Raw genomic sequence first — 23,019 nt, 5'->3', positions numbered from 1 at the left:
AAAAGAGCACAATCCACGTTAAAGCGGGATTGTGCTCTTTGCGTATGAATCGAATTATTGGGACAAACGTTGTGCAAGCTCGTAAGTCACCATATCGAAATCTTTTTTTGTGTTAACCACTTTATCAATATCCGTCAGGGTAAGTTCACCCTTGATAATGCCACAACCTTTGTCTGTCTCGCCTGCGATCAGACTGCGAACAGCGAAGTCGCCAAGACGGCTTGCCAAGTTACGGTCGAAAGGTGTTGGCGTACCCCCACGCTGAATGTGACCCAGAACGGTTACACGTGGCTCATACGTTGGGCAACGTTCCATCAGTTCTTTTGCTACATCCTCACCTTTGCCTACGCCTTCTGCAACGATGATAATACTGTGACGTTTGCCATGTGCAAAGTTAGCTTTCATCCGATCTGCTACTTCGTCCATATCAAATGGAACTTCTGGGACAAGAATCGTTTCAGCACCCGAAGCAAGTCCGGCATGCAGAGCGATATCCCCACAGTGACGACCCATAACTTCAACGATGGAAGAACGTTCGTGTGAAGACATCGTATCACGTAATTTGTTTACTGCATCAACTACTATGCTTACAGCTGTATCAAATCCGATGGTATAGTCGGTGAATGAAACATCGTTATCAATCGTTCCTGGCAGACCCATGGTGTTAATGCCCAGCTTGCTGAGTTTATTCGCTCCGTTGTAGGAACCATCCCCACCGATAACAACCAGACCGTCAATACCACGCGCACGCAGAATGTCCGCACCTTTTTGCTGACCTTCAGCGGTATAGAACTCCTTGCAACGTGCCGATTGAAGAACCGTTCCCCCACGTTGGATGATATCCCCTACACTCCGCAAATCCATTGGGAAAATGTCATTATTCAAAAGACCCTGGTATCCACGTTGAACTCCAAATACTTCGAGACCGTGAAACAGTCCGCTGCGAACAACCGCACGAACAGCCGCGTTCATCCCCTGTGAATCACCACCGCTCGTTAATACTGCGATTTTCTTTACTGCTGTCATGATGTTTCTTCCTCCTCTAGTTTCACTTCAGGCTCCGCAATATCACACCTGACTTACATATTTTTCCGTATCCAGCGACTGAAAATGAAGAAAAATATTCTTGTGATCGGACTATTTTTCAGCAGACGTTTGGATACAACGCGAACTTCCTGTTGTTCGCTGACTTTGGGATCAGACAGGTAAATGGCAATCAGTCCTTCGATGATCATCCGGTGAAAGGAGCTTCCCGGAATCTTCTGTACATCGCTGCGTGCCATCTCCACAATAAAAGCAATTCGGTCCAGCATTGTCTCCACATTCTCATAATAGTTGCAGAAGTTGAGATCTCCCCCGATGCGGTCCTCATCCTGATCAATTAAATAATCGAGCATAATGTGCAATGCGCATACATGTGGGAAATAGGCCGTGTGGATCGAGGCCGCTTGCTCTTCAGTCAACTGATCGTCACTCGCAGCCAGAAACAGCATGAAAACGCCCAGTGTAGAGCCAGTTGCAGCAGCAAATTCGTTCCAACGAAACTGAGGTGTGCGATGGCGATGCTCCGACCACCATTCGAGCAGTGCCGTTTCTCTCAGTTCCGGCTTGATATGCTTATATACCTGCAGGTCCGTGTATAGGCCTGCCAGATCCTGAATTTGGGGCTTGGCGGACGTATAGCCTGGTAACTGACGAGTCAGTTCCTGACATGTGGTCACCAGATTCCGCAGATATCCACCGTCATCCTGCTCCTCACGGAGGGCATAATAATTGACGGGAATTGCTTCGGGATCTACCGCATCAAGCATGGATTGATGGAGAAGACGAAAGTCATCCGGGTCCATCGACGTGCTGCGGTCGCACAGATTGTCCAAATAATCACTAATAGTTTGATATGAAACGATCAGCGGAATCAGAATGTGTCTGTTTGGCAAATCAGCTAATGCGTAGACGGTTCCGCCTTCACAGTGAAACTGTTTATCCTTCAGACTGGCAAGTGCCTGTGTACGCAATTCCTCATTCGGAATCGCCTCAGCTTGAGCACGCCATCCATTCAGTGCCTTCCGTGTTTCCGGAATGGTGTATTTGTACACCCCTCTCATCAATGCCAGCGGTCCACGCGGATATTGATGACGTTTTCGATTTGATTGGCTCAAAATAAATGTGCCTCCACTTGGTTGAATACGTATTAGAGCGATTTTTAACCATTCCTATTATAATATGATCCCCTTAATTGTACAAATGATCTGCCGCATATTCCGCATAAAAAATCGCATCCGCGCCCAAAGCTTTGTGATATACTAGGCATATTTCATCCATCAAAGGAGTCGTTGACATGTCGTCAAGTGAATCACTTTCGTGGAGACGGTTATTTTCTTTTTTTGTGCCACTTGGCATTTCCGCCTCTCTCGTCACCATTTCTCACGTCATCATAAACAGCACATTAGCACGTTCCGCTCATCCCGAGACGGTTATTGCCAGCTATGCCATCGCCGGTAGCTTGTTAACCCTCACGGAACGCCCCTCCACCCTGCTGCGGCAAACCTGTTCTGCACTGGTCCGCGATCGCCTTTCCTTTCAGGCCCTCACGTTTGTGACCAAAATATTTCTTGCCTGTGTGCTTCTCATTGGGTTTCTTATCGTATACTCTCCCGTTGGTACCGGGGTGTTCAAATACTTGTTTGGTGTAAGTCCGGATCTGCTGAACAAAGTCATCGACGTATATGAAATTCTCATGTATGTAAGTATCTTTTCAGTGATCCGCAACATCTATCAGGGGATCATCATTACGAATAACCGCACCAAGTGGTTAACCATCGGGATGGTATTCCGTTTAGCCGGTATGTACGGCCTTTCCCTCTATTTCATATATACAGACAGCATTGACAGTGGACGTGTAGGCGCTATCATTTTTGCTGCTGGCATGATGATTGAAGCGCTCGTCAGCTTTCTGGAGGGTAACAGCATCAAGCGCAAGATGCCAGCCAAGCTTGAGGATCATCCCGTTGAGAGCAAGGGAGACGTATTTCGCTTTTATAAGCCGCTTCTGTTATCCAGCTTTGTAGCGCTGTTCATAGGACCGGTTATTAACATCGTACTTGGCAAAACGACCGGGATCGCACTAGCCATTTCATCCTTTGCCATAGCAAGCAGTCTGATGCAGTTGATGCTAAGCTTCTTTACATACATCCATCAGATCGTGCTTAATTTCTACCTTGTGGACGCCAAACTGGTACGAAAATTCGCACTTGTCACCGGATTTATTCCGTTTGCGATGATGGTGTCGATTGCCTATACCCCCTTGGGACCATGGGTACTCGAAAATGTCATGAGCGTTCAGGGCGAACTTTTGCAACAAAGTCTGTGGACACTGCGTGCGTTCGTCTTATTTCCGCTGATCTTCCCTTTTCTGGATTTCAGCAATGGCCTCATTCTGCTTCGCGGTCAGACAAAAACGATGTTTCGTTCGCAAACGGCGAATGCAATCTGCACGGTAATTGTGCTGCTTATACTGGTTAGTATTTTCCCTGCGTGGAACGGCATGATTGGCGCTGTTGCCCAATCCCTTGGCCTGCTCGCCGAACTTATCATTGTCTGGCTCGTCATCCGGGGCACGAAGCAAGAACCTACGATGTCCGTGCCGAAAGCCAGTAAATCAACATCCCTGAAAGGGTAATAAAATCATTGAATTGTTATCAGGATTGGAGTCTCTCATCATGAAATTAAGTCACAACGCCCGCCCGGATCAGAACTGGCTGCGGGCTCTCATGTTCACCATCTTTGGTTCCACCGTTCTGGTGGTATCCTACTTCCAGCTTTACTTCAGTCATCTGGGCTTCAGTCGGGCTGAGATTGGATATCTCTACGGAATTGGCCCCCTCATCTCTGTGTTCTCCAATATGTTCTGGAGCATGGCCAGCGACCGCTACCAAACGGTACGCAAAGTAATGATCATTCTGCTTGGTGGTCAATTGATCACAGGGATCATGCTCGCCAATGCAACAACTTTCGGTCAGGTATTTGTACTCGTGACCCTGTTTTACTTTTTCTATTATCCGGTCTATCCTCTCTCCGATACGATGGCCATTACAACGGCCAGCAAGTACGGCCGAAATTTCACTTCCATTCGAGTCTTCGGATCGATCGGTTATGCCTTCTTTGCATTAAGTATCGGGTATTTCCTTGGATCTTTTGGTCCAGCATGGACGATTTGGGTCTGTGTTGGTCTTGCTGCCACTACACTATTAATCAGTTTTCAATTGAAGGATCAACCTTCTGGAAGCAGTAGCAAAATGGACCTATCGGGGTTATGGGCTATTTTGAAACGCAGAGATGTGCTCACCTTTTTTGGCTGTGTATTTTTGCTTGCCATGGGACATCGCATGAACGAAGCATTTCTTACCATCACGCTAAAAGATCTGGGTGCCAGCGAGGGGCTGATCGGCTGGTCTTTGCTGATCTCTTCCGTAAGTGAAATCCCCATATTTCTACTGCTCAGCAAGTATGGAAACCGTTATAAAGAGCTGCCGCTAATTGCTTTTGCTGCACTGATGTATACGGTTCGTTTGCTTCTCATGTCCATATCTGATACACCTGCAGCTGTTGTTGCAATTCAGACGATGCACAGTGTTACCTTTGGTATTTTCTACGTTACGGCGGTCCGCTACATCATTCGCCTAGTTCCGGACGGCTACAGAGCTACGGGTATGGCTTTGTTCACCATTGTTTGGTCCAGTGCTTCGGGACTTCTTAGTGGAACGTTGGGCGGACTGCTGCTGGAACATGCAGGCAGACAAACCTTCTATCTCACCGCTATGGCTTTCTCCCTGGCTGCACTAATCGGTTTCGGATTGAAGTTATGGTCCAGCATGACCAATCGTGTCTCCTGAACACACAGGGAAACTTACATCGTATTCAACCGTTATTTACACTGAAAATGTTAGAATCAAAAAAAGCACAGCCTCCCTTGGGGGACTGTGCTTAGGTTCTTAATATTCAGCTATAAATTTATAATATATAAGAAGTCCGTTAGCCGGATAAATTCTTACAGTTTGTTTACGTTAGCTGCTTGAGGACCACGGTTTCCATCAGTGATTTCGAATTCTACCGCTTGACCTTCTTCCAATGTTTTGAAGCCATCTCCTTGGATTGCGGAGAAATGTACGAATACGTCCTCGCCGCCTTCAACTGAAATAAAGCCATAGCCTTTTTCTGCGTTAAACCATTTAACTGTACCTTTCAAATGAAAAACCTCCTAAAAATATCGCCATCTATGGCGAATACCCTTATTATACTGTATGGGCTTCCATTTTGCAATTAATCTTTCCATAAATGTCGAAAAAATTTGCTTTGAATCGTAGGGTACGGTATCATTTTACCAAAACCGTTAGTTTGGAGACTACCTATGATAAAAAAACATGAAATATACAAAACAGACAAGTGGAATATGATGACCGTAGAAGTTCAAGGCAAATATCTCGTACTGCGAGAAATTTCGGAAGAGTGGGGCGAAGAATGCCATACATTCCTTAGCCGTCCTGCATTAATGCACTGGGCTGAACGCCGTTTTCCAAAAGCAGATTTTGAGAACCGTGAGGATGAATGGCGTCAATTGATGGCTGCCTTCAAAGGGGTCTAACCCATGCAGCTTGACTCAAGCAATGTCGTCATCTTTATTATCCTTGCCTTCTCTCTTGGTATTGTGCTTATTCTGGGACGCAATTCCATCCCGGATCGATTAAGACGGGGAATGGCGCTTATTGCTACCCTGCTCATTTGTTTCGCCTTTTTCCTGATCGTTTATTTTCTGTATAACATGGGAGCCTGATCACGGGGACCCAGATGCTCAAATATTTCAACGTGCCTAAGGTCATACTATACGAGATTATTCGTATCGTAAGGAGGAAGGCCGTTGAAATACCAGAAATCGCTATCTGTTATCCTGGTACTTAGTCTGATTCCTTCGTCTCTCTCCGCACAGGCAAGCGAGACGAAGGCAGCTTCGTCCATACATTCATCAGATCATCAAAGGAGGATTTCCATGAGTCAATTATTGAAACGTTCCGAGGTGCCGGCTGAACATAGCTGGAAACTGGAAGATTTATTTGCCGATCAGAAAGCCTGGGATCAAGAATATGAAGAAGTATCGTCTTTGACCAAGAAGGCCTCCGAATTCCAAGGCAAACTGAATCAACCTGATGTACTCAAATCTTGCTTCGAATTCGAAGATGAGATCAGCCTCAAAATAGAACGCCTCTTTGTGTACGCACGTATGCATCAAGATGAAGACACAGCGAATCCTACATATCAAAACCTGTCCCAAAAAGCCCAGAAATTAGGCGTACGGGTTGGTGAAGCACTTTCTTTTGTCACACCAGAGATTCTTTCCCTGCCGGATGATCAGTTGGACGCATTTATTGCGAACGAAAAACTTTCTGCTTATACATTTACGCTGGAAGAGATGAAACGCGAAAAAGCCCACGTTCTTAGCCAAGCAGAAGAGGCTTTGCTTGCACAGGTAGGCAACCTTTCACAAGCACCACAGACAATCTTCAGCATGCTGAATAACGCCGATCTCAAGTTCCCAAGAATCAAGGATGAACATGGTAACGAAGTTGAGCTGACACACGGCAGCTACATTCAGTTCCTGGAGAACCCTAACCGTGAAGTTCGCGAACGTGCCTTCAAAGCGGTATACGAAACCTATGCCAAACAGAAGAACACAATTGCAGCTGCCTTGAATGCAAATGTAACCAAAAATATGTTCTATGCTAATGTTCGGAAGTACCCTTCCGTGATGGAAATGTCCCTATATGGAGATAACATCCCAACGGATGTGTATACCAATCTGGTAGACACCATTCACGAGAGCCTTCCGTTATTGCATCGTTATATGGACCTGCGCAAAAAGTTGCTGGGTGTAGATCAATTGCACATGTACGATCTGTTCGCTCCACTCGTAGACGAATACAAAATGGATATTACCTATGAGGAAGCGAAACAAACGGTTAAAGACGGTCTGAAACCACTCGGCAAGGACTATGCTGACGCATTGCAGAATGGATATGATAACCGCTGGATCGATATATATGAGAATGAAAATAAACGTTCAGGCGCATATGCCTGGGGCGCTTACGGCACTCACCCGTATGTCTTGTTGAATCACAAAGATAACCTAAACAGTATGTTCACACTCGCACATGAAATGGGTCACGCTCTGCATTCACATTACTCGGATACAACACTTCCGTATCGTGATGCACAGTACACCATCTTCTTGGCTGAGGTTGCATCCACAACCAACGAAGCGTTGCTGATGGATTATCTGCTTAACAAATCAACAGATCCAAAGGAAAAATTGTATCTGTTGACGTATTATGCCGACCAATTCCGTACAACGGTATTCCGTCAGACCATGTTTGCTGAATTCGAGAAAATCATTCATGAACGTGCGGAACAAGGTGACGCATTAACACCACAATTGTTATCCGAGATCTATTATGATCTGAACGTTAAATATCACGGAGAAGGCATGGCTGTTGACAAAGAAATTGAAATGGAATGGGCTCGTATTCCCCACTTCTATAACAGCTTCTACGTTTACAAATATGCTACAGGCTTCTCCGCAGCAACAAGCTTTTCCAAGCAAATCCTGGAAGAAGGCCAACCGGCTGTTGACCGATATCTTGGCTTCCTGAAGAGCGGTGGCAGTGATTACTCCATCAACATTCTGAAAAAAGCAGGTGTGGATATGTCTACACCACAGCCAATTCGTGAAGCTATGAGTGTCTTCAAGGAACTGATTGAACAGATGGAGCAACTAACCAAATAAGGTTGTCTTTCCATGTGACCTGCATCCCTTGCCCGTTTGGGCAGGGGATTTTATCATCATTGCAAGATGCAACATACCCGAATATGGGTAATGCATATCTAGTTCTCAATTGTTCAACAAGGAGGCAACACCATGAAAATGCAATGGGCACTCATAGCAGGTCTTGTTTTTGCACTGCTCACGGGAATCTTTGCGGTTATTAATGTGGATTCCGTACAAGTCAACCTGTTATTTAACACGGTACAAATCCCGCTGATCTTGCTGATTCTCGGCTGTACCCTGATCGGTGGAATTATTGTAGGGTCATATGGCATCTATCGCCAATACAGACTGCAACGTGAGAATAAACAATTGAAATTGCGTGTATCTGAATTGGAAAGTTCTGCGACAAGCAAATCTACGTTGGATTCTTTCAAATCGATGGATTCGCTTGACTCAAATGAATCCGACAGCCTATTGGAGAATGATTCGATCCAGAGTCAGCGCAAAGGAAACCCTACGGGAACACTGTAACCAATCAGAGACAGCCTGCTGGCGAGTCAGGAATGGTAGTATCACATTCTCTCCCCCAGACAGGCTGTATTTTGTTTCACACCATACCCATGATCCGAGGAGGAAATTACACAATGAGTTTTACAATTGATGAATCATACGTTCTGTCTTTTCTAAAAAAATTGTTGGACACACCAAGCCCAAGTGGTTACACACATCATATTATCGAGATGATCCGGAAGGAAGCAGCAGCACTGGGCATCGCCTGTGAGCTGAATAACAAGGGCGGTGCGGTGCTTACATTGCCCGGACAGGACTCTTCCAAGACAATTGCTTTAAGCGCTCACGTGGATACGCTAGGGGCCATGGTACGCTCGGTTACATCATATGGCACATTGAAGCTTACCTCTGTCGGTGGCTTTTCGATGCAAAGTATTGAAAACGAATATTGCAGCATCCATACTCGGGATGGAAAAACATACACAGGCACCATTCTCTCCCTTCATCCGTCTGTCCACGTTTATCCGGATGCACGTACCTTTGAACGGTCCGAGAGCCATATGGAAGTTCGAATCGATGAGGTCGTCTCCTCCCAGGAAGATGTGTTGAAACTCGGGATCGCTGTCGGCGACTTTATCTCCTTTGATGCTCGCGCAGTCATCACGCCGAGTGGTTATATCAAATCACGTCATCTGGACGACAAAGCCAGCGTGGCTGCCCTCTTTGGCATCCTTGAGTCTGCACATCGTGAAGGCTGGAAACCATTACATAACGTCTCTCTGCTTATCTCGAACTATGAAGAAGTTGGACATGGCGCATCGTATATCCCTGCGGAAATTAGTGAAATGATCGCTGTAGACATGGGAGCCATGGGCGATGACCTGAGCTGTAAAGAAACCGACGTTTCCATATGTGCCAAAGATTCTTCTGGCCCGTATGATTACGATATGACCAGCCGTCTCATTGAACTGGCCAAACAAGATGGAATGGATTACGTCGTCGACATTTATCCCCACTATGGCTCAGATGGCAGTGCAGCATTACGCGGAGGAAACAATATCCGTGCAGCACTGATCGGTCCTGGAGTTCATGCATCTCATTCCATGGAGCGTACACATAAGGATGCTGTCCTGAATACGGCACGATTGCTCGCAGCCTACATTACAACCAAGTAAAACAGAATCATTTTTCTACGAAATCATCATGGTGACATTCATATGTCTTGTCTAATCAAAAAGGCCCCTTCCAAGCACAACAATTCAGTGTGCTTGGAAGGGGCCTTTGTTTCCATGTCTTTTAATCTGCCTGTTCCACATATGCATGATATTTACGATCCAATATCTCTAACTCTGCCTTATGGTCACGCATTTCATTTCTTAACACATGCATGGTTTTCCGAACGGCACTCAGTCCATCCTTCACCTGACGTTCGGCTTTGCGAATTTTGTCCTGAACCATCCAGTCCACGAAGAGGTTATCGAAGAAATAGTCTGCGAATGAAAGCAGACCTCCCAGATGCAGATCCGCGTGTACAGCCATCTCTACATCCTCCAACTCCTTCTGGAAACGTCGTAGACGCTTACCTGCATCCATGATGGCGACCTGAGCGTCATCCATTCTTCCTCGCTTGATATGTGTTGAGATGACTCCACCGCCCATCATGTCATATACACCCCAATTACCTGCCGAAGCCAAAGCCTTCTCGGCACGTTCAAGGGCATAGAGCAGGTATTCCCCCTCCCGGAAAGCTTCATCCAGTTCCTGAAGCTCGCTCGCCAGATGTTCCCGATTCTCAGCCATCTGTTGCAATTCCGCATCCTGGTCCAGCAGTCGACCTTCCTTCTTCCCCCACAGCGCGTTGTAATCGCTCTGCCAGTACTGATACTGCCGTTGGCCCTCCAACTCCTGCTCCACATGAATTCGTTGCTCCTGTACGTCTTGTAACATGCGACAAGCGGTGTCGTATGCAGCCTTGCTCTCCATGAGTTCCAGCTCTTCCTTCTCCAGACGCTCTGTCTTCTTGCCAATCAGTTGATAGAAAAATGCCGACAATGTCATACTGTTCAGTCGATCAACGTCCTTCTGCTCCTTCTGGAGATGCTCCAGACGACGTTTTACCTTTGCTTCCCATTCGCTTTCCTCCGTTTGAAGCTTCTCCAGACGTTTGGTCCATTTCTCGTAAATTCTCCCCTTTTCCTTGAGCGCTGCCAACTGTTGATTAATTTCTTTATACATAAGTGTGGTGTTCTCTCCCTTCTATGGAATTCTTTACTTATACAACGTAATGAACATACAGAACGTTTCACATAAAATCGCAAATTCGCAGACAAAAAAATCGCCCTTTTCTCCAATGCGACATAAAGTCACTGTAGAAGAAAGGGCGATGTTTAGTTATAAATCAAGACTTGCTCTGTTCAATCTGCTCTGCAAGTTCATTCAGAACGGTCCAGCGTTCCATCAATTCATCCAGATGACGTTCAGCCTCAACCTGCTCCGCCATCAACTCCTGCAGACGGGCAGAATCACTAAATGACTCTTCCATCTCTTTGTTAATCCGGACAAGATTGGCTTCAGCCTTCTCAATATTTTCATCAATCTGGTCGTATTCACGTTGCTCCTTAAAGCTGAATTTCAACTTCGGTTTAGCCGCTGACACAGCAGGCGTCGTTTTCTCCGATGACTGCTTCACCTTCGCCGCTCCTGTATCACTCTCTTGATTAGCTCCAGGCGCATTTTTCAGCATCCATTCCGCATACTCACTGTAGTCGCCGACGTGCACACGTACAGCACCGTTGCCCTCAAAAGACAACACTTTATCCACAGTACGATCAAGGAAATAGCGATCATGGGATACGACAAAGACAACACCCGGAAAATCATCCAGGTAGTCTTCCAGTACAGCGAGTGTCTGGATGTCCAGATCATTCGTCGGCTCATCCAGCAGCAATACATTCGGCGCAGCCATCAGCACACGCAGCAGATACAGGCGACGCTTCTCTCCACCAGACAGACGCGAGATTGGCGTCCACTGGGATGCCGGGGTAAACAGGAACCGCTCCAGCATCTGGGATGCTGTAATCAGAGAGCCATCGGCCGTTTTCACATTCTCGGCCACTTCTTTAATATACTCAATCACACGAAGAGATTCGTCCATCTCCTGATGTTCCTGTGTGAAATAACCCAGATTGACCGTAGGACCAACGTCAACCACACCTGCATCGGGTTCCAGCTTGCCAGATATCATCTGAAGCAACGTGGACTTACCACTACCGTTCGGTCCGACAATCCCTACCCGATCTCCAGGTACGGCAATATAACTCAGATCTTCGATCAGCGTGCGGCCACCCACGGATTTGGAAAGATGCTCGATCTCCAGAATCTTTTTCCCCAAACGAGTGGAGCCAACCGATACTTCCAATGAACCCGAGCGCTGGACTCCTTGCTGGTCTTTAAGTTGTTCGAAGCGATCAATTCTCGCTTTTTGTTTCGTTGTCCGTGCCTTGGCACCACGACGAATCCATGCAAGCTCCGTCCGAAGCAAGTTCTTACGCTTCTGTTCCGAAGAAGCTTCCCGTTCTTCGCGCTCCGCCTTCAGTTCCAGGAAACGTGTATAGTTCGCTTCGTATCGGAACAAACGTCCATGATCCAATTCCAACATGACATTCGCCACACGATCCAGGAAATACCGATCATGCGTAATCATAAGCAGTGCGCCGCGGCGCTTCTGCAAGTACTGCTCCAACCAAACGACCGAATCATTATCAATATGGTTCGTAGGCTCATCCAGAATGAGCAGTTCACAAGGATGAATCAGTGCAGCAGCAAGTGCTACCCTTTTGCGTTGTCCACCAGACAATGTGCCCATCAGTGCATCGAATTGACGAATACCCAATTTGGACAAAATGCTCTTCGCTTCACTCTCCATCTGCCAGAGCTGAAGCTGCTCCATTTGCTGATTCAAACGTAATAACCGCTCTTGCAACGCTGGATCGGACGAATTCAGTTCCAATAATTCCATCGTTTCCGTATATTCACGCACGGTTTTCATTTCCATGCTGTCACCTTCGAATACTTGTTGCAGTACCGTATTATCCGGATTGAAGTCCGGATTCTGTGCCAGGAACTGAATACGTACGTCATTACCGATCGAGATCTGTCCCGCATCTGCGGGTTCCATACCAGAAATCACACGCAAAAACGTGGATTTACCGGTTCCATTTACCCCAACGACACCAATCTTGTCCTGATCAGCCATACCAAATGAAGCATCCTTGAACAATATTTTTTCGCCATAACTTTTTGCAATTTGCTCTACCGTCATTATGTTCATTGCTCGTACCCACTTCTCTGTGAATTAAAATTCAATATTACGTACATCCGCGCACTTACTTTAAACTTGTAAAAAAGAACGGCATCCGTCCAGAAACAATGCTGCTGCAAAAGCAATTCGTTTGTTCAGATGTTCCTCATTAAACTCCGGATTCAACATGATATCCATCTTCAGCCGGTCCAGAATTCCAATATAGGCTTCAGCGAGCAATACAGGCTCAGGTACACTTGCACTTTCCAATACCTCACACACCATACTCATGTATTGATTCATGAATGCCTTCATGAATTTCATCAGATCCGGATCATTATTGGGTGCCATAAAAAAGAGCTTGGTATGATTGCGACGCTCATAATAATACGTAAGATGGGTCTTGGCTATTGCTCCAAGTTTATCACCTGTGTTCTCATACGAGTTCAAAGCATATTCAAGACGGCTGATAAAACTGTTACAATCCCGCTTGGATACTGCGATAAATAATTGTTCCTTGCTTTTGAAATATAAATAAATGGTGCCTTTTGCGATGCCGGCTTCGTCTGCAATATCAGACATTTTGGTCTCATAAAAACCTTTCGAGCCAAAAATACCATAGGCCGCATCCAAAATAGCCTCCGATTTGTCTCCCTGTACAGTGCTCAAAATGTACTCCCCCCTACAACGCCAAAATGTTACCTAAACCAATCGCCACACATCCGCCGATCACCGAGCTAAGCACGTTCACCAGGTCGTTACTCATCCATGCCCAGCCACGAGCCCGAACCGTTGGATGCCCGCAATGTTCATGTACCTCAACTTCACGGCCACACACAGTACAACGATACATCATCTGCACCGTTGCGCCCAGATAGGAATCGGCAAAAGCCCCTGCCAACCCGCCTGCAAGACCGACAAAAGTCCAACTAAACAGACTAAGCCCTTCTATCCCGGCGATCCAGGAAAACAAGAATGCTCCCGCACCAATCAGAGCCCCGCCTACGGCTGCAGCCACGGTGCCAAGAAGTGAAACACCTCCTGAAGCACCTGGCGTAAGTACCTTCCACGTGAGCACAGAGCGCGGCGGCTTGCGACTGAGACTCCCAATTTCGGTTGCCCATGTATCCGATGTAACGGTAGCCATTACACCAATGAAAGCATATACCCATGCCGGATGTGGAAATATCCAGTATCCCAGACATAGGAACATGCCCATTCCACCATTAGCCATCACTTGCCCAGCATCCCGATTTCCTGACTTGGCATAGGATTTCTCCAGCTCCTGCTTCCGATCTTTACGAAACCTGGAAAGCAACGTTGAAGTAATGAAAAACAACAATAACGTGCCAAACCAGAACAGGTTACCCGCTCCGTAATATATCGTTCCCATCATGATGGCTGCCAGGCAGCCAGACAAGGTTAGCGACTTTTTCGCATAGGCAGCACCTGCCACCATAGAAGCGCATACGGCGCCAATAATCCAATCCATAATGTCTCCTGCATGCAGCGTATGTACAGCCCGCATGACGTTTATTGTATTTTTGAAATTCAATTATACCACGGTTTGATCCCAATGCCGAAACTCCTTACGCCAGCACACAAAAAACCTGTTTCGGCCTCGTTTAGAAGTGCCAAAACAGGTTATTGATCAAACGTTAAAACAAGATAACTTCCCTTTTCAAGTAACGTCTGTAATTCAATGTTCCTATGTCTTAATTTAGACCCGCTTCGCTCCGCCAATGACCCCATATCTGTAGAGTACTCTCCGACCAAACCAGTTAAATAATCGATCCGTCAGGAATCCCATAAAACCCAGGGAAATCAGCCCGACAAAGATCCAATCTGTTCGGAAAAAGAGTCTGGAATTCCAGATTAAGTAACCGACTCCCTCATTCGAGGCAATCATCTCAGCACCGATTATGGCCATATACGAGGTTCCCATCGCCAGTCGCACACCTGTAAAGATATACGGGGTTGTCGCCGGAACAATCACATGCAGCAGAATCTGCCGTTCATTGGCTCCCATACTGCGGGCCGACCGGATTTTATCTTCTTCAACGGAGAGCACACCTGTCAGTGTATTCAATACAACAATGAAGAAAGTTGCGTACATAATAAGCGCGATCTTGGATTGCTCTCCAATTCCGAACCACACCAGAAATAAGGTAATAAAGGCGATCGGCGGGATAAAACGTATAAAGTTAAGGAACGGTTCCGCGAACAGCCGGATGAGATGAACTTTACCAATAATCAGCCCTACCGGAATAGCAATGATGCTTCCGAGTACCCAGCCTGCCAGTACACGAGTGAAGCTGATTCCGATATACTCCATTAGCGTACCGTCAGCAATCAGTTCGCGTGCTCCCAGGATCGTGTGCCACGGACCAGGGATTACGTCAGGCCCATAGATAAGGGCACCAAGTTGCCAGATTAAGATGACCGTTACCCATAGAAGCGGGATAGACACCCATTTTTTCTCCAACCATTTCATCTTGTATATCACCTCAATTATTCTTCAAAGTGGCCTTGAATTCGGTCATACAAAGTGTTGAACTCAGACGAGGCGATGTTCCTCGGGTAAGGTAACGTGTTGTGGTAAATATCCGTTATATTCGAAGATGGACCTACAGACATAATGCCTATGCGCTCACCAAGCAATAACGCCTCCTGAATATCGTGTGTGACAAAGATAACGGTTTTATGGGTTTCTTTCCAGATATTCACCAGTTCCTTCTGCATGGTCCGTCTCGTCATCGCGTCCAGCGCACCGAATGGCTCATCCATCAGCAAGATCGCCGAGTCATTCGCAAGTACGCGGGCCAATTGAACCCGTTGCTTCATACCACCCGAGAGTTCTTTCGGAAATTTCCCCTCATGAGCACTCAGTCCAACAAGCTGGATGTATCGATCAGAGATCTCACGTCGTTGTGTCTTAGGCACCTTGGACATTCGAAGTCCGAATTCAACATTTTCCCTCACGGTTAGCCATGGAAAGAGAGAAGAATCCGCCTGCTGGAACACCATCGCCCGATCCCTGCCCGGTCTGTTGATCTCCTTGTTGCCTACCTTGAGCTGTCCGCCCGACTTGGAGATAAAACCCGCGATCATATTCAGCAGCGTTGACTTCCCACACCCACTGGGACCAAGCAGGACAAAGAACTCTCCTCCCTTGATAACCAGATCGACATCCTTAATGATATAATGCACATCCCCATTGGTCGGGGCATGATACGTTTTCCGAAGCTGTTCAATATGAATGGTGTGCTGAGTTGCAGGTAAGGACATAACGGACACCTCCCATTTCAATAAGAATTATTTACTAAATGTCACTTTTTCCGGCAGAGCCTGCTGGAGAGAAGTCAGATCGAGTTTGGTGTTGAGATCAAAATCCTGTTCGATGATTCCGGTGTCCACCATATATTGCTTCTGACCTGCCAAACTATCATAAGCAGCCTGCGTAAATCCAACTTCCCATGGATTGATCGGAAGGTCTTTCAATGTGGCATCTTTAGGCTGTTTGGTCTCTTGATACATCAGATCTGCAACCTCTTCAGGATGCGCTTGAGCATACGTGGATGCTTCATCCAGCGCCGCAAGGAAGTCACTTATCTTTTCAGGGTTTGCCTGGATGAATTCATTACTTGATACCAGTCCCATACCAAGGCGTATAGGCGTCCGAGACATATCCGTCAGCTGATGTACTCCTTCAAGTGCATCGAATTTATCGGTTAACGCGGAACCTATAACCCAAGCGGCATCAAGGTCTCCCTGTTTCAGTGCGATGTAGGCTTCATCAAAAGCCCCCTGACCAATTTGCGTCACATCACTCAGCGCCACCCCCTGATCTTTCAAATATTCATCCCATAGATACGGAATAAATGTGCCTCGAATGAAACTTACTTTCTTGCCCTTCAAATCCGCTCCACTCTGAATATCCTCCCTTGCATACAGCTTCCAGGCGGCTGCCGCTTCATCCGTAGTCTGGCCTGCAGAAGCGACGACTGAATATTCCCCTTTAGACAAAGCATTTAATACAGGGAAGTCCGCCCCGTACGCAATATCTACCTGTTTGATAAATAGTGCATTTACACCTTCAGCCGGTGAGCCAAACGTAATACTCTCTGCATCAATGCCCCTGTTTTCAAAAAAACCTTTGGCAATAGCTACCCTGAATGTTGGGTTCGTACTTGTATCTGCGATTCGAATTTTTACATTATCGGTATTCTTGCCGGTAGCGTCTTTTGCTCCAGATCCTGCTGCGTTTGAACTGCACCCGGATAATAGGAGTGCCGTAGCCAGAAATAATATCAATATGCCGGTTACTATGGATGGTTTTCTCACAATATACACCCCATTCGATCTAGTCATGATTCTTGACGCCTAGCCGCCTGACTTGCCTTCATCCGACGTTGCCACACAGGCTGCACCCTCCACAAATGGAAGAGTCGTCTCTACGCTCACGATGGATGCAGAACCTTTGGGTGCTGCTCCTGGGACCCTGTAGGTGGAGACATCAATGGCTTCGATGGCAACTTCCTGCGGCTTCTCTAACTGTGGAACCCACTGATAAGGAACTCGATATGAGCGATAGACCATATTGGTATTCCGCCCATCTGTGTACGGGGAGACATACTCCCAGACCAGCTCATGCTCCGCTGTGACTTCAAACAATCTGCCATTGGAACCCTCGGTTATTAGGGTGTTGCCGTTAGGTAAACGCTGGGCGGAACTGATGTATGGGCTATAAAATTTATAAGAATCCGTCGGAACCGAGAAACCTGCTTCTGCCGAGGTATACTGCCAGACAATCTCCAGAGTGACCGGGTTAATCTCCAGTACACGGGAGTGATCCCGAATCGCATGTTTCAATCCAAATGGAGAAGCCGGATTTGGAAGGCCGTAACCTGCCCAGCCGCCATTGTCGAATACGAGCAAGTTGCCTTCACCCGGTAGACCTTGGGGAATGATATGTGCATGATGCTGCCCGATAATTGTACCGATGTGTTTCACTTCAGGTGAAGTATAGTCTGGCCCTAATCTCCACACGATCTTTCCACTCTGTCTGTCTGTAATGGCAATAATGTTGGCCTCTCTGGCATCCCAGATAATATTGTCGGGGTGGAACCGTTCGTCTCCTTCTTCATAGAAACGGTTGGGTCCGACATAAGAAGCAGAATTAATATGTAACCAGTCACCAACGCCACCACCCAGATGACCGAAAGAACGTGTATTCGGATCACGGAACAGGACATTTCGAGCAGCTTCATCAAAACCTAATTCTTCAAAATGTTCGTTAGGCAGCCACTCCCAGAGTACCTTCCCCTCCCAATCGACTTCGATAATGGCATCATCAAGCAATGGCTTATCTGAAATTTGCGGGTTACTCACATTTTTGTGTGCCAGAATAAGTGTTTTACCACTCTTCGTCTTTGGCGCAAGGCCAGGTGCATAATAACCTACCGGATTCCCCTCACGCTGATAATCATGATGCTGGCGGGCATACCATAGTGGCTCATACCCCGGATCTTCGATGTGTTCGTAGCTATTGTATTTCCATACAATGTTGCCGTCCCAATCCACTTGGACCAGATCGACATTATCCTGAATACCGAACTTCGGATCTCTCCGACCCGTGCTGCCCAGCACATAGCCGCCAGGTAATATTTTGGCCGGAAAACCTAACAATCCTTTCCACAGGTGAACCTCCTTGCCATTCATATCGATCAATACTACGCCTTCTTCACCTGCCTGATAAACGGTATAACCGCCCCAAGCCTTATCCGGATTGTATAACGTCGCTCCAGTTGGATATATTGTTGAGTGTCCCATTGATCATCTCTCCCTAGAATGTTTGTGGTATATCAAATGTCCTTACTGTGACCCAACCTCAATAACTGAGATAGTTCCTCTTCCCGGTATTATCCCACTGCTTCTGCTCAAGGTTACTTGCGGAGGACCGATCATGTTCTTGTATCCCGTTGCTCTCCGCCAATTCCAGCACCGTGTCCGAGAACCCCTCCAGATTCGCTACTACCCGCTCGTAGAATTGACTTTGTTGCTCCAGTTCCTCACTCGTAAAACCCTCAAACAGAAGCGTGATACATCGGGCACCGATGTTGCTGTTTCTCGCATACATCTCCCGCCCGCTGGATGTGATGTCCAGTAAAACCGTCCGGCGATCGTCTTCCTTTCGTTTGCGGATGGTGAGTCCCTTTTTTTCCAACTTATCGGTTAGAGCAGTAATGGCACCGGATGTAAAGTCCAACTGTTCTGCCAGATCTCCAAGCCGCTGTTCTCCCTCACGAATGATTTTGTGCAGGATAAGCATGCCTGGCAGGCTGATACCTTCTACAGAGATGCGATCCCGCTCTTTGACGAATCGTCTGACCATTTTGCGAAACAACCAATCCGTCCGCTCCAACGCTTCCCAGTCTCTATCGCTCATTTCATAACCTCCTTGATCGTTTGAAGCTTCAATAAAGATACGAAAAAAAGCCCCCGAGGACATTCCTTAGAGGAGTAGTCCCGGGAGCCTTTGGTGGTCCAATCAGCTCAATGCAGTTTTCAGTTCAAATTAGTTCACTGTTCATTTAATGAGTATTAAAATAATTGAGATTATCATATAACCAACTAACCCAACCTGTCAAGTGAGAATTAAAATATAGATCTACTTTTACAGTCATTACCCGCCGGTTTGAAATTACTTATCCTGTTTTAAGTTTCACTTCAGGTTTCCCGTTTACACTATTCTCAGATCTAAACATCTACAACTACATCAACGACAAGCTACGATTCAGTTCGTACTCAACTACAGAAATGAGGATTATCCATATGAATATGAAAAGAGTCATTATTATAGGCACAATGATTGTCACCATGTCCTTCGCCGGAACAGCATGGGGCCAATCCGCCATCTCTCCCATACCTACTGCTAAATGGTCCATCGTTGACTTGGACACTCGTGAGGGAAGCAGTGATGAGCTGCTCGACGCTCTGAATCAGGTTTCAGAAGCGGATCTGTATCAGGAACTGTACAGCAGCAAATCACTGAGGACAATTACGGAAGAAAATAACGGGAATTTGGATGAGGTCATTGCTATACAAGTAAGACAGCTCAGAGAGCAGTTGGATGAACGGCTCGCAAATGGAAGTATCAGCTCGGAGCAACATGCTGCACAACAAGCTGAACTGGAAGAGTTGGTCACACAGAGCGCAAATACAGCATACAGCTTGGCGTAAATTAGTAGCGTATCCGTACGATGAAGGTATAAACATATATCCACGATAGCACGACAAAAAGGAGCGTATACACGCCCCTTTCTTGTAACCTATTCATTTCAAGCAGGTATGATGTGTAATCCTTATTGCACTGCCCCAATCGTGCAGGCACCCAAGGATTCGCCGTCCCATGCCAGTTCGAGCACATCTCCTGCTTGTGTTGGTCCAACACCTTCCGGTGTTCCTGTAAAAATGACATCGCCCGGCCCCAAGCCGTAATGATGACCTACATAATCCACAATATCCTGTAAACTAAAGATCATGTTACGAATATTACCACGCTGGACTTCCTCACCATTTTTGGTCAATGTAAAGTCTTTCTCCAGTAATGCTGCCGCACCCGGGAATGCCTGAAATGCAGTAACCGGAGCGGAATTTTTGAACCCTTTGGCCGCTGTCCACGGGTGGCCTTTTTTCTTAATCACGGTCTGTACGTCACGTAACGTAAAATCAATACCAAATGCATACGCATCCACCAGCTCATCTACCGCCATACCTGGCTCATAACTCCGGCCGATTTGCACGACCAATTCAGCTTCATAGTGAACTTCACCCTTGGTAGCAGGCAATCCAAGGGTTTCACCATTCAAGGGCACGACTGCATGGGAAGGTTTCATAAAGATCATTGGCTCATCCGGAACCGCGTTACCCAATTCTTCCGCATGAAGTTTATAATTGCGTCCTACACAGTATACATTGCGAATGTTAGTCAACATGGGTATATTACCACCTTTATCGGATTCATTAGTGCATATAGTAAAGTTAAGGTCTGAAAAATCGGCTGCTCGTCTCCTGAAATGCCAGCTCCCATTCGTCAGGACGGTTCGTACATAACATGAGTTCTGGATCAACTGCCGCCAGTTTCTTCATAATGGTCTTGTCATCCACTGTCCAAGCCATCACCCGAATACCTGCACTCCGCATCTCGTTCATTAAGGATTTGTCTACATTGGTGTATCCAATCGATAGGAATGTACAATTCATCTGCCGCAACGCGGTTAACAGATCACCTGGTCGTGCATCGATAATTAGCCCCGTCTGGATCTCCGGTGCAAGTTTCTTCACTGCGATCAGAGCGGCTGGTTCAAATGAGGTGATCACAACATCATTTTGCATATGTCTTTTTCTCACTTCATGTATAACAGCCGCAGGCAGACCCGGGTACATGTCTCCCTGCGTTTTCAGTTCAATGTTCAAACGTACTCTGCCGCACGAGCGATCTAACAATTCACTTAGCGCCGGAATCCGTTCGCCTTTGTAAGACTTGTTTTTCCATGCTCCGGCATCCAGACGTTGCAGATCAGCCCAATCAGTTTCCCGAACCAGACCCTTGCCATTCGTCGTGCGATCCACTGTAAAATCATGAATGACCACTGGTACACCATCACGCGACAACTGCACATCCAGCTCCATCCACTGAACTTCAGGCCGCTCCATGGCCATCAGGAATGCAGCCATCGTATTCTCTGGTGCAATAGAAGAAAATCCACGGTGTGCTACACAAAGGTTGTTCATTCGATTCCCTCCTCAAAAAGGTTTTTAATTAGGCGAAGCGACTCCATTCCCATCATATCGAATACCCGGGGAGAGCTTTGCCATCTGTTCCAACAGCAGTTTGTTCGCCTCATCAATCATTGGAATGGCCTGACCTAGCCCGGCCTCATAAGGGATAACTTTCATGCTGCAAGCTGCATCTTGACTACAGCGAGCCTGAAATACCGCCGTTTTCCAAGTCTCTTCGGTTGTTGATCTGGAGAAAATGAAATTTCCCGTACTGTATGCAATCCACTTCCCCTTATAGTACTCCAACCCTTGCAACACATGAGGATGACCACCTATGACCAGATCAGCGCCAGCATCTACAAACTCATGAGCCAATCGGGTCTGGTCACTATTCGGAGTACTTACACGTTCTTCTCCCCAATGTGCAACCACGATCACCAGATCAGCCTTCTTACGGGCCTCCTGGATCGCTTTGACTGCTCCTGTGGAATCATAGGCTTCAGCCACGCCAGCCCGATTGCCTTCAGCCTTCCAACTCGTTTCGGGTACAACTCGGGAGAACCCAAGCAATGCAATCTTCATGCCTTTGCGTTCCAGATATGCTGGTGCATAGGCCTCATCCCTGTTCATACCTGCCCCGGTGTGAGCTATACCATATTCCTTGAGATAAGTTAACGTATCCACCAAGCCCTCTACGCCCTGATCCAGAATATGATTGTTAGCCAAATTGACAGCATCAAATCCCGCAGAAGCCATTGCCGCCAATGCTTTGGGAGATGATTTGTAGACATAGGTTTTATCAGCTGCACTGGTACCACCCTGAGTTATTGGTGTCTCCAGGTTACCGATGGTAAGATCATCATCCTTAAATAATCTGCCGAGCTTGGCAAAGGGATAGTCATAACCGTTCTTATCCAGCAGTTCAGCAACTTTGCCCGAGAATTGAATATCGCCAACAAAGTTAATCGTGACATCCTTCGCTGAATTGGTAGGTTTCGACGCCCCTGCTTCCATATCCGCACCTGCATTTCCCTTGGTGCTGGATGGTGTCGAATCTGCCGTAGGTTTTTTCGTTCCGGATTCTACTTTCTCACTATTGGTATTGCTTGAAGTGTCAGGTGTCGCTACTCCAGATGTCTTATCTGCATCCGCTGTTGTCTCTTCATCCGTAGCTTCGGGTTCTTCTTCCGAAGTCTCATCAGATTCCGAGTCTGGAGAAGTTACTTGATCGCCGCCTTTGGCATCGTCTCCAATGGAAGGCTGATCCTGATCAACGATTTCTTGTTTCACCGGCTGGTCTGCCTGTTGCTGACGTGTATTAATGACATAAAAAATGCCTACCAGACCAATTGCAATGATCAATACAATATTAACTGTCCAGATGATTGTGATAGTATTGCGGGTGCGTTTACTACCTTTTTTCTTCTTTACACTTCGCTCTGATCTTGGGGGATACATAAGCAACTCCTCTTCTTCTTCACAGCCATACATACCATTATATCAGGCATATTCTGGATTTCCATCATTCCTTGGAACTGTATCGATTGAAAGGGTATGAACTCAGTTAGCTTCCAGATCTTCACATAAAAAAGCCATCTCTCCAGTAGAT

23 protein-coding genes are annotated in these 23,019 nt (G+C 46.7%); 8 read left to right on the top strand and 15 right to left on the bottom strand.

Translation table 11 applies throughout. The annotated features are described in order from the left end of the window. Positions 1-54: 54 nt before the first annotated feature. Together pfkA and NSQ20_RS10520 are read right to left on the bottom strand one after the other, a co-directional pair. Positions 55-1,026, bottom strand: coding sequence for a 6-phosphofructokinase (gene pfkA, locus NSQ20_RS10525; protein WP_036609663.1), 972 nt, complete (start codon positions 1,024-1,026; stop codon positions 55-57). Between the two features lie 53 nt (positions 1,027-1,079). Next, positions 1,080-2,159: a tetraprenyl-beta-curcumene synthase family protein gene (locus NSQ20_RS10520; RefSeq protein ID WP_017689390.1), complete on the bottom strand. Its 1,080-nt coding sequence runs from the start codon at positions 2,157-2,159 to the stop codon at positions 1,080-1,082. 179 nt (positions 2,160-2,338) lie between these two features. Here NSQ20_RS10520 and NSQ20_RS10515 point away from each other — a divergent pair, with 179 nt between their 5' ends. Together NSQ20_RS10515 and NSQ20_RS10510 are read left to right on the top strand one after the other, a co-directional pair. Continuing rightward, on the top strand, positions 2,339-3,679 hold the full coding sequence (locus NSQ20_RS10515) for a multi antimicrobial extrusion protein MatE (RefSeq protein WP_340032406.1): 1,341 nt from the start codon (positions 2,339-2,341) through the stop codon (positions 3,677-3,679). A 40-nt stretch (positions 3,680-3,719) separates the two neighbouring features. Next, a complete protein-coding gene (locus tag NSQ20_RS10510) occupies positions 3,720-4,892 on the top strand; it encodes an MFS transporter (protein ID WP_074094449.1) in 1,173 nt (390 codons plus the stop codon). 155 nt (positions 4,893-5,047) lie between these two features. On the opposite strand, the gene NSQ20_RS10505 is transcribed toward NSQ20_RS10510, so the two are convergent. Continuing rightward, positions 5,048-5,245, bottom strand: a complete 198-nt coding sequence (locus NSQ20_RS10505; RefSeq protein ID WP_017689394.1) for a cold shock domain-containing protein — start codon at positions 5,243-5,245, stop codon at positions 5,048-5,050. A gap of 162 nt (positions 5,246-5,407) precedes the next feature. On the opposite strand from NSQ20_RS10505, the gene NSQ20_RS10500 reads away from it, so the two are divergent. The 5 genes from NSQ20_RS10500 to NSQ20_RS10480 all read left to right on the top strand — a co-directional run bounded on the left by NSQ20_RS10500 (position 5,408) and on the right by NSQ20_RS10480 (position 9,501). Then, entirely contained in the window at positions 5,408-5,641 is a 234-nt protein-coding gene (locus tag NSQ20_RS10500) for a hypothetical protein (RefSeq protein ID WP_017689395.1), read from the top strand. A 3-nt stretch (positions 5,642-5,644) separates the two neighbouring features. After that, positions 5,645-5,830: a hypothetical protein gene (locus tag NSQ20_RS10495; protein WP_036609669.1), complete on the top strand. Its 186-nt coding sequence runs from the start codon at positions 5,645-5,647 to the stop codon at positions 5,828-5,830. Between the two features lie 213 nt (positions 5,831-6,043). After that, positions 6,044-7,834: an oligoendopeptidase F gene (pepF, locus tag NSQ20_RS10490; protein WP_127543947.1), complete on the top strand. Its 1,791-nt coding sequence runs from the start codon at positions 6,044-6,046 to the stop codon at positions 7,832-7,834. Positions 7,835-7,966: 132 nt separating this feature from the next. Beyond that, a complete protein-coding gene (locus tag NSQ20_RS10485; RefSeq protein WP_047842377.1) occupies positions 7,967-8,347 on the top strand; it encodes a lipopolysaccharide assembly protein LapA domain-containing protein in 381 nt (126 codons plus the stop codon). Positions 8,348-8,460: 113 nt separating this feature from the next. Beyond that, complete coding sequence (locus NSQ20_RS10480) at positions 8,461-9,501, top strand: M42 family metallopeptidase (RefSeq protein WP_340032405.1); 1,041 nt, start codon at positions 8,461-8,463, stop codon at positions 9,499-9,501. A 121-nt stretch (positions 9,502-9,622) separates the two neighbouring features. Here NSQ20_RS10480 and NSQ20_RS10475 read toward each other — a convergent pair whose 3' ends face one another. From NSQ20_RS10475 to NSQ20_RS10435, 9 genes are all read right to left on the bottom strand, one after another. Continuing rightward, on the bottom strand, positions 9,623-10,561 hold the full coding sequence (locus tag NSQ20_RS10475; protein ID WP_340032404.1) for a hypothetical protein: 939 nt from the start codon (positions 10,559-10,561) through the stop codon (positions 9,623-9,625). 163 nt (positions 10,562-10,724) lie between these two features. Then, complete coding sequence (locus NSQ20_RS10470; RefSeq protein WP_036670126.1) at positions 10,725-12,656, bottom strand: ABC-F family ATP-binding cassette domain-containing protein; 1,932 nt, start codon at positions 12,654-12,656, stop codon at positions 10,725-10,727. Positions 12,657-12,716: 60 nt separating this feature from the next. Further along, a complete protein-coding gene (locus NSQ20_RS10465; protein WP_036609680.1) occupies positions 12,717-13,295 on the bottom strand; it encodes a TetR/AcrR family transcriptional regulator in 579 nt (192 codons plus the stop codon). 13 nt (positions 13,296-13,308) lie between these two features. Further along, complete coding sequence (locus NSQ20_RS10460; RefSeq protein WP_036609682.1) at positions 13,309-14,118, bottom strand: DUF92 domain-containing protein; 810 nt, start codon at positions 14,116-14,118, stop codon at positions 13,309-13,311. Positions 14,119-14,346: 228 nt separating this feature from the next. Then, positions 14,347-15,120 (bottom strand): ABC transporter permease, encoded by a 774-nt coding sequence (locus tag NSQ20_RS10455; RefSeq protein WP_074094444.1) that lies wholly within the window; start codon positions 15,118-15,120, stop codon positions 14,347-14,349. 17 nt (positions 15,121-15,137) lie between these two features. Continuing rightward, positions 15,138-15,914 (bottom strand): ABC transporter ATP-binding protein, encoded by a 777-nt coding sequence (locus tag NSQ20_RS10450; protein WP_340032403.1) that lies wholly within the window; start codon positions 15,912-15,914, stop codon positions 15,138-15,140. A gap of 27 nt (positions 15,915-15,941) precedes the next feature. Further along, on the bottom strand, positions 15,942-16,997 hold the full coding sequence (locus NSQ20_RS10445; RefSeq protein WP_340032402.1) for an ABC transporter substrate-binding protein: 1,056 nt from the start codon (positions 16,995-16,997) through the stop codon (positions 15,942-15,944). A 12-nt stretch (positions 16,998-17,009) separates the two neighbouring features. After that, positions 17,010-18,458 carry an aryl-sulfate sulfotransferase gene (locus tag NSQ20_RS10440; protein ID WP_127543963.1) on the bottom strand — a complete coding sequence of 483 codons (1,449 nt, stop codon included), beginning with the start codon at positions 18,456-18,458 and terminating at the stop codon, positions 17,010-17,012. A 58-nt stretch (positions 18,459-18,516) separates the two neighbouring features. Continuing rightward, positions 18,517-19,074 carry a MarR family transcriptional regulator gene (locus NSQ20_RS10435; RefSeq protein ID WP_340032401.1) on the bottom strand — a complete coding sequence of 186 codons (558 nt, stop codon included), beginning with the start codon at positions 19,072-19,074 and terminating at the stop codon, positions 18,517-18,519. 386 nt (positions 19,075-19,460) lie between these two features. Between NSQ20_RS10435 and NSQ20_RS10430 the strand changes: the two genes are divergently transcribed. Further along, entirely contained in the window at positions 19,461-19,868 is a 408-nt protein-coding gene (locus NSQ20_RS10430) for a hypothetical protein (RefSeq protein ID WP_340032400.1), read from the top strand. Positions 19,869-19,990: 122 nt separating this feature from the next. Here the strand turns inward: NSQ20_RS10430 and NSQ20_RS10425 are convergent, their stop codons facing one another. From NSQ20_RS10425 to NSQ20_RS10415, 3 genes are read right to left on the bottom strand one after another with little or no spacing between them, the layout of a single operon-like run. Next, complete coding sequence (locus tag NSQ20_RS10425) at positions 19,991-20,623, bottom strand: fumarylacetoacetate hydrolase family protein (RefSeq protein WP_076249914.1); 633 nt, start codon at positions 20,621-20,623, stop codon at positions 19,991-19,993. A 46-nt stretch (positions 20,624-20,669) separates the two neighbouring features. Then, entirely contained in the window at positions 20,670-21,422 is a 753-nt protein-coding gene (locus NSQ20_RS10420) for a glycerophosphodiester phosphodiesterase family protein (protein WP_340032399.1), read from the bottom strand. 24 nt (positions 21,423-21,446) lie between these two features. Then, entirely contained in the window at positions 21,447-22,868 is a 1,422-nt protein-coding gene (locus tag NSQ20_RS10415) for a CapA family protein (protein WP_340032398.1), read from the bottom strand. Positions 22,869-23,019: the final 151 nt, after the last annotated feature.

Origin of the sequence: Paenibacillus sp. FSL K6-1122 (assembly GCF_037977015.1) — a bacterium.
GTDB lineage: Bacteria > Bacillota > Bacilli > Paenibacillales > Paenibacillaceae > Paenibacillus > Paenibacillus amylolyticus.
Note: the sequence above shows the minus strand (reverse complement) of the source record. Positions and strands in the feature narration are given on the sequence as shown.

Excerpts from the sequence above, each read along its gene's own strand:
- pfkA (WP_036609663.1), bottom strand. The coding sequence starts at position 1,026 with ATGACAGCAGTAAAGAAAATCGCAGTATTAACGAGCGGTGGTGATTCA.
- NSQ20_RS10515 (WP_340032406.1), top strand. The coding sequence starts at position 2,339 with ATGTCGTCAAGTGAATCACTTTCGTGGAGACGGTTATTTTCTTTTTTT.
- NSQ20_RS10510 (WP_074094449.1), top strand. The coding sequence starts at position 3,720 with ATGAAATTAAGTCACAACGCCCGCCCGGATCAGAACTGGCTGCGGGCT.
- NSQ20_RS10500 (WP_017689395.1), top strand. The coding sequence starts at position 5,408 with ATGATAAAAAAACATGAAATATACAAAACAGACAAGTGGAATATGATG.
- NSQ20_RS10495 (WP_036609669.1), top strand. The coding sequence starts at position 5,645 with ATGCAGCTTGACTCAAGCAATGTCGTCATCTTTATTATCCTTGCCTTC.
- pepF (WP_127543947.1), top strand. The coding sequence starts at position 6,044 with ATGAGTCAATTATTGAAACGTTCCGAGGTGCCGGCTGAACATAGCTGG.
- NSQ20_RS10485 (WP_047842377.1), top strand. The coding sequence starts at position 7,967 with ATGAAAATGCAATGGGCACTCATAGCAGGTCTTGTTTTTGCACTGCTC.
- NSQ20_RS10480 (WP_340032405.1), top strand. The coding sequence starts at position 8,461 with ATGAGTTTTACAATTGATGAATCATACGTTCTGTCTTTTCTAAAAAAA.
- NSQ20_RS10475 (WP_340032404.1), bottom strand. The coding sequence starts at position 10,561 with ATGTATAAAGAAATTAATCAACAGTTGGCAGCGCTCAAGGAAAAGGGG.
- NSQ20_RS10470 (WP_036670126.1), bottom strand. The coding sequence starts at position 12,656 with ATGAACATAATGACGGTAGAGCAAATTGCAAAAAGTTATGGCGAAAAA.
- NSQ20_RS10460 (WP_036609682.1), bottom strand. The coding sequence starts at position 14,118 with ATGGATTGGATTATTGGCGCCGTATGCGCTTCTATGGTGGCAGGTGCT.
- NSQ20_RS10455 (WP_074094444.1), bottom strand. The coding sequence starts at position 15,120 with ATGAAATGGTTGGAGAAAAAATGGGTGTCTATCCCGCTTCTATGGGTA.
- NSQ20_RS10450 (WP_340032403.1), bottom strand. The coding sequence starts at position 15,914 with ATGTCCTTACCTGCAACTCAGCACACCATTCATATTGAACAGCTTCGG.
- NSQ20_RS10445 (WP_340032402.1), bottom strand. The coding sequence starts at position 16,997 with ATGACTAGATCGAATGGGGTGTATATTGTGAGAAAACCATCCATAGTA.
- NSQ20_RS10440 (WP_127543963.1), bottom strand. The coding sequence starts at position 18,458 with ATGGGACACTCAACAATATATCCAACTGGAGCGACGTTATACAATCCG.
- NSQ20_RS10435 (WP_340032401.1), bottom strand. The coding sequence starts at position 19,074 with ATGAGCGATAGAGACTGGGAAGCGTTGGAGCGGACGGATTGGTTGTTT.
- NSQ20_RS10430 (WP_340032400.1), top strand. The coding sequence starts at position 19,461 with ATGAATATGAAAAGAGTCATTATTATAGGCACAATGATTGTCACCATG.
- NSQ20_RS10425 (WP_076249914.1), bottom strand. The coding sequence starts at position 20,623 with ATGTTGACTAACATTCGCAATGTATACTGTGTAGGACGCAATTATAAA.
- NSQ20_RS10420 (WP_340032399.1), bottom strand. The coding sequence starts at position 21,422 with ATGAACAACCTTTGTGTAGCACACCGTGGATTTTCTTCTATTGCACCA.
- NSQ20_RS10415 (WP_340032398.1), bottom strand. The coding sequence starts at position 22,868 with ATGTATCCCCCAAGATCAGAGCGAAGTGTAAAGAAGAAAAAAGGTAGT.